We start from the raw sequence: 6759 nt of genomic DNA, 5'->3' as shown, positions 1-6759 counted from the left end.
GGAGCAGTGAAGGTAGGCTTGATGTTATCCGATACCGTGATGTTTTGAGTATGTGTAGTGGTATTACCGGCACAGTCGGTAAGAGACCAGGTACGAACAATAGTGTAAGCTCCAGCACATTGACCTGCTACAGGCTCCGCATCAGAGAATGTAGCATTCAATCCGGTAGAACAGTTATCAGCTTCATCAGTTACATCGCCTGTAAACTCAACCGAAGCATCGTAAGTACAAGCATCCGTGGTGTAGATAGTGATATCCGCCGGAGCAGTGAAGGTAGGCTTGATGTTATCCGATACCGTGATGTTTTGAGTATGTGTAGTGGAATTACCGGCACAGTCGGTAAGAGACCAGGTACGAACAATAGTGTAAGCTCCAGCACATTGACCTGCTACAGGCTCCGCATCAGAGAATGTAGCATTCAATCCGGTAGAACAGTTATCAGCTTCATCAGTTACATCGCCTGTAAACTCAACCGAAGCATCGTAAGTACAAGCATCCGTGGTGTAGATAATGATATCCGCCGGAGCTGTGAAGGTAGGCTTGATGTTATCCGATACCGTGATGTTTTGAGTATGTGTAGTGGTATTACCGGCACAGTCGGTAAGAGACCAGGTACGAACAATAGTGTAAGCTCCAGCACATTGACCTGCCACAGGCTCCGCATCAGAGAATGTAGCATTCAATCCGGTAGAACAGTTATCAGCTTCATCAGTTACATCGCCTGTAAACTCAACCGAAGCATCGTAAGTACAAGCATCCGTGGTGTAGATAGTGATATCCGCCGGAGCTGTGAATGTAGGCTTGATGTTGTCTAATACTGTAATGATTTGATGTTGAGGGATAGCTTGATTACCGCATGAATCGCTTAAACTCCAAGTACGAGTAATAATTTTTGTGCCCTGACAATCGTTGTTTGTTATAATATCATTAAATGTTGCTTCTAAATTAGTAGAACAGTTATCGGCTTCATCGGTTACATCACCGGTCAACTGCACAGAAGCATCATAAGTGCAGGAATCAGTAGTGTAGATGGTTGTATCAGCCGGAGCCGTGAATGTGGGTTTGATATTATCGTTGATGGTAATGGTTCTCGAAACAGGAGTTAAGACTCTTCCACAAGCATCGGTAGCAGTCCAAGTTTCTGTTATAGTTTCGTTACAAAAACCATTATTGGAAGTTGAAAAAGTAGAAAGATTTGATGTTCCATTAAGCAGACAATTACTGCTTAATCCATTACTGAAAGAAATGGTACTAGGTGAAGGTAAAGCACCACATGTCATTACAATATCAGCCGGAGCTGTCATGGTAGGCAAAGCAGCCGGACTTACAGTAATGGTTCTTGACACCGGAGCCAAAGCTCTGCCACAAGAATCGGTAGCCGTCCAAGTTTCGGTTACCGTTCCACCGCAAGCACCAGGTGTTGCTGAGAAGGTAGACGGATTGGAAGTACCGCTGATTAAACAACCACCATTTAATCCGTTAGAGAAAGAAATGGTAGAAGGCGCCGGAAGTGCTCCACACGCTACAGTTGTATCAGCCGGAGCTGTCATGGTAGGCAAAGCAGCCGGACTTACAGTAATGGTTCTTGACACCGGAGCCAAAGCTCTTCCGCAAGAATCGGTAGCCGTCCAAGTTTCAGTTACCGTTCCTCCGCAAGCACCAGGTGTTGCTGAGAAGGTAGACGGATTGGAAGTACCGCTGATTAAACAACCACCGTTTAATCCGTTAGAGAAAGAAATGGTAGAAGGCGCCGGAAGTGCTCCACACGCTACAGTTGTATTGGCAGGAGCTGTCATGGTAGGTAAAGCTGCCGGGCTTACGGTAATGTTTCTGGTTTTGGTAATGGTTCTTCCATAGGCATCAGTGTATGTCCATGTTTCAACTACGGTGCCACCACAAGCACCTGCTGGTGTCTGAGAGCTTAATGTAGAAGTAACAGACCCACTGATTAGACAAGAGCCCGAACCACTGTTGGTATAGCTTAACGAACTGGTAGTTGCAGCCCCGCAGGCTACGGTTATATCAGAAGTTGAATTAAATACAGGAACAGCAGGTGTAGTTGCTGTAATGGTTCTTGATTTGGTTATTGTACATCCGTTTGCATCTTTGATTACCACGGTGTAGTCACCAGGTACTAAACCGGTGAGGTCTTGATTGGTTGATTGACCGGCAGGTATTGCACCTCCGTTGGAAGCAGTCCAAGTGTAGGTAAACGGAGCCGTTCCTCCTGTTGGAGTTAAGTCAATAGCTCCGGTAGCAGAACCACATTGAGATGGTGTTAGAGCAAATTCTCCATTCACACCGCCATTAACGGTTATGGATGGTAATTTTCCACATTTTGGAGAAATATCATTTACATTTATGGGACAAGTTCCGCTCGGAGTAGTCCATGCTTCCCAAAGGTTTGTAATTTTGATGACATCACCACAGTTATAAGTGATGGTTCCGAAGTCTAATGAGGTTATACTATTAGGAGCAACAGGACCTCCACAGCCGGTACGCGTTACAGAAGAAATTAACGCACCCGTTGTACCACTATAAATCTCCAAAGTACCCCAAAAGGCAAACGCTCCTCTGGTTGAACCTGTTTTATTGTTGATAGATAGGGTTAGTGTTCTTGTTAACGGAGTCGCCGTAGCACAAGAGTTACATAAATCTCCACCGGTTAATTTTGCCGCTACTACCTCAAGGTCATTTGATGTACACGAGGTATTTGCGGGTGGAACCGATTGCGCAAATGCTATTGAAACATTTAGCAAGCTAAACATCAAAAACGCAAACAGTTTTTTTGAAATAGTAATTTTTGATTCCATACAATTAATTTTAGTAGAATAATTTATTGAAAATTTGAATTTTGGGCTTGAAGTAATTCAGCAGGCATTTATATAATAAGGTGATTTTGGGTTGTACTATATTCTTGGCTAAATTACGGCAATGGCTCTCCAGTATTGATTTTTCTCTATCAACAGCCCGAAAACTCGTTAAAATGACATTTTTGATTGAACTCTTGTTTTTTGTCGACTTTTCGTTCTTTTTATCTTATTTTTTTGTTAAATAGCTTGCTGTTTTTCGAATGCTTTGCAAAATAAAAAACCACTCATGATGAGTGGTTTTTTATTAAATAGTAAGAAAATAATACTTATAACGCAGTAATAATAAACTGACTTCTTCTGTTGAGTTGGTGTTCGGCTTCGGTACACGGAACGCCATCAGCACATTTGTTGACGAGTTGTGATTCACCGTATCCTTTGGCGGTCAATCTGTCGGCTTTGATCCCGTTTTTGATTAACCAATCTTTGGTTGATTTGGCTCTTCTGTCGGATAGTTTTTCGTTGTAAGCAAAAGAGGCTCGGGAGTCGGTATGGGAACGAATATCAATTTTCATGGTTGGATATTGCTCCAGAACGTCTAAGATTTTAGCTAAATCGATAGCTGCATCGGGACGGATGTTCCATTTATCCAAATCAAAATAGATTAAGTTGATACCGAATACATCGGCTAAATCACCTCCAATGGGGATTGGTTTGGCGGTTTTTTCCAGTTCGATATTCAGCTCGGTTTTACCGGATTCTTTCCCGATGATTACCGGAGATTCTTTGGTGTTGTATCCTTCCAGAGAAGCTCTGACGTAGTATTTCTCTCCACACTCCACTTCGGTGAATTCGTATTTACCCTGGGCATCGGACACGGTTTCTTTTAATTTTTTGAAGTTGCTGTCCATCAGCACCAGTGCTGCTCCGGTTAAAATAACTTTGGTRTCCTGATCGGTCACCACCCCTGTCAACACTTGTTCACACCAGATGGGACGGGTTTCGGTGAATTTGTAGATATCATCGTTTCCTTGTCCACCGTCGCGATTGGAACTTAAGTATCCTTTTTTAGTTTTGGAGTTGATAATTAAAGCAAAATCATCTTTAGTACTGTTGGCTTCTTCTCCCACGTTGAGCACCTGCTTGAAGTTAAGCGATCCGTCTTTCGGGATTTTAGTAATGAAAATATCCAAACCGCCAAGACCGGGCTGTCCGTCCGAGGCAAAGTAAAGCTCGTTGTCTTCGTTTAGGAAAGGGTAGGTTTCACGCCCTTCAGTATTGATGGCATCCCCCAGATTTTCCGGAGTTCCGAAAGAACCGTCGTCGTTAATTTTCACGCGGTACAAATCAGACAGGCCACGAGTTCCGGGCATATCGGAGGCGAAGTATAATGTTTTTTCATCAAAAGACAGGGCAGGGTGGGCCGTTTGATAACTATCGCTGTTAAAGGGCAAGGCAGTAATATTGGTCCATTTTCCGTCTTGGTCTAAAGTGGCTTTGTAGATTTTAAGCAAAGTTACTTTACCGGCATCAAAGCCTCTTCCGTCAAGGTAGTTGTTCCGGGTGAAGTATACGGTTTTACCGTCTTTGGTAAAGGCCGGAGTATCTTCGTGAAACTTGGTGTTGATTTGTTTTCCGAATTTATCCACAGCCGACAGAGAGCCGTCTTCGCYCATATTGGCCGAGTAGAGGTTGGTAAAATACTGTCCGGTCCAGGTATGGATTCTTTTGGAGAAGTTTCCGGTATCACGAGCCGAGGTAAAGATAACTTTGGTTCCCATAAAGGCAGGTCCGTAATCAGAGTATTTGGAGTTTATCCCGGCATTTTCGATTTTGTAACGACCGGAGTTTTTACGAATCTCAGCCATGTAATCGCGATGCTTGGAAAGTATCTTGGCTCGGGCATCGTTACTTTTTTTTTGCATGAACAAAGCCAGCATGGCATCGGCTTTGTCATTTTCTTTCACGGCTCTGAGGGTTTGGGCATGTCGGTAATAAAACTCAGGCTCTTGCTCGGGATTGATGCTGTAGAGTTCGCTGTAGAACTTGTTGGCTTTCTCGAGCTCGGCGTTAAAGTAATAGGCATTACCGATTTTCAGGAGCATATCGGGCGACTTGTATCCTTTTTCATAAATGCGTTCATAAGTTTTGATGGCATCTACGTAAGCTAACTTGTCGTACTCTTTGTTTCCTTTAACTTCTTTTTTATTAGCAGCAGGGGAAGTCTGCGCATAACTGTTCACACAAGTGATAGCTATCAGTACTAAATATATAAACTTATTTTTCATAATGTAAATCGTTGTGTTATTAGAAGAATCGCGGCGATACCATTTTGTTTACTTTGTTGAAGAGTTCAAAACGCAAGAATACCTCGTGTGATCCTGAGTTGTAGTGTTTCAGACGAGTGGTTTCCATATCGTAACTGTAACCGATGAAAAGGCCATCAGTGATTTGGAATCCTGCCAGGGCACTGGCCGCGGCATCCCAACGGTAAGCGCCACCGAGCATAAGTTTGTCAAAGAAAAGGAAGTTTCCGGATACATCGACTTGTAAGGGAGACCCGGTTACTATTTTGGTTAGAAAAGCCGGTTTGAATTTAATGGAAGGAGAGATTTCAAATACATACCCTCCAATGGCATAAAAGTTCATTCTTTCCTGGAATACGGCATAGTCGTTGTCGCTGTATTTTTTATCCTGCAGGAAGTTAGGCACTGATAGTCCCAAATACATTTTGTCAGAGTGCAGGTAAACCCCGGCTCCTAAGTTAGGAGAGAATTCACTATTTACTTGTTGCAAATAGTCATCAGCAGGGTCCTGAGGATTTAGCTTATCTCTGTCCAGGTTGAATATATTTCCGGAAGCCTTTATTCCGAAATTTAATTTGAAGGTTTCCGACATCTGCACGGTATAAGATACATCGGCCGATATGGTATTATCATTAGTAGGTCCTATTTTATCATTTACAACAGATAAACCCACTCCGAGATTACTGTTGTTAATCGGAGTATTTAGAGAGAAGGCGTTGGTAGTAGGTGCGCCTTGTAGTCCTACCCATTGGGTACGATGCAAACCAAAAATACTCATAACTCCTCTGGATCCGGCATAAGCGGGATTGATGTTGATGGTGTTATACATGTATTGGGTATACTGGGCATCTTGCTGGGCAAGTGCCGAGTAACACGTTAACATCAAAGCGAATATTAAAATTTTTGTTCTCATAATTTCTTTTTTAAATCCTGAGGACTTGGGCAAAATCCTCAGGAATTTGATTTATCTATCTAGTAAGGTATAAATATTTAGATTCGGTTATCGTATTTCCGTTACCGTCAGAATATTGTAAGATATAGAAGTAGGTACCGGTTGGTAATTCGTCAGATTTACTAATGGTAGATCTTCCTTCGGAAACCCCTGTAAATTTACGGGTGTTGTTGTCGTAGTTTTTAGTTTCGTATACCAAAACTCCCCAACGGTTGTATATTTCCACACTGTTTGGTTGGTGACACGGTTGGTCGATAAACTCGATGTTGAAATATTCGTTGATACCATCTCCGTTTGGAGTGAAGGCATTGTGAACTTTTACATCGTCACAACCTGCTACGATACCACATAGTTTAACAGGCATGATTACAGTTATACTTTGCGGACAAGGGCTACCGTTGTCATAAGTATATATAAACTTGTGATTCCCTTCAGCAACATTAAATGCGTTAAATAAGGAACCATTCAATACACCAACATTATCAACATTAGTCCATGTTCCATTGGTAGGGATAGTGTTTGATAAATAACTGTTTAAGTCCCAAAGAGTGGTTTTATCATTACAGATTTCATCAGGTGAAGTTATTTCATCTCCCACTTGAACCTCGATAGTCACATCGACTGTTTGAGTCACCACAGTTACGTTTCCGCAAGCATCAGAAGCAGTCCATGTTCTGGTTATTGTATAGGT

4 protein-coding genes are annotated in these 6759 nt (G+C 42.5%); all 4 read right to left on the bottom strand.

The features are described 5' to 3' along the window. Positions 1 to 2813 (bottom strand): gliding motility-associated C-terminal domain-containing protein (locus tag EZL74_RS12935; RefSeq protein WP_131477088.1); only part of this gene is annotated, 2813 nt, incomplete at its 3' end. 326 nt (positions 2814 to 3139) lie between these two features. After that, positions 3140 to 5098, bottom strand: coding sequence for an OmpA family protein (locus EZL74_RS12930; RefSeq protein ID WP_131477087.1), 1959 nt, complete (start codon positions 5096 to 5098; stop codon positions 3140 to 3142). A 19-nt stretch (positions 5099 to 5117) separates the two neighbouring features. After that, positions 5118 to 6029, bottom strand: coding sequence for a PorP/SprF family type IX secretion system membrane protein (locus EZL74_RS12925; protein WP_131477086.1), 912 nt, complete (start codon positions 6027 to 6029; stop codon positions 5118 to 5120). 55 nt (positions 6030 to 6084) lie between these two features. Continuing rightward, a partial coding sequence (locus tag EZL74_RS12920) for a gliding motility-associated C-terminal domain-containing protein (RefSeq protein ID WP_131477085.1) occupies positions 6085 to 6759 on the bottom strand: 675 nt, incomplete at its 5' end.

The sequence above is a fragment of the Flavobacterium silvisoli genome (assembly GCF_004329815.1).
GTDB classification, from domain to species: Bacteria; Bacteroidota; Bacteroidia; order Flavobacteriales; family Flavobacteriaceae; genus Flavobacterium; species Flavobacterium silvisoli.
This window is presented reverse-complemented; position numbering and strand designations above follow the sequence as displayed.

Coding starts and splice junctions, on each gene's coding strand:
- EZL74_RS12925 (WP_131477086.1), bottom strand. CDS start 6,029: ATGAGAACAAAAATTTTAATATTCGCTTTGATGTTAACGTGTTACTCG.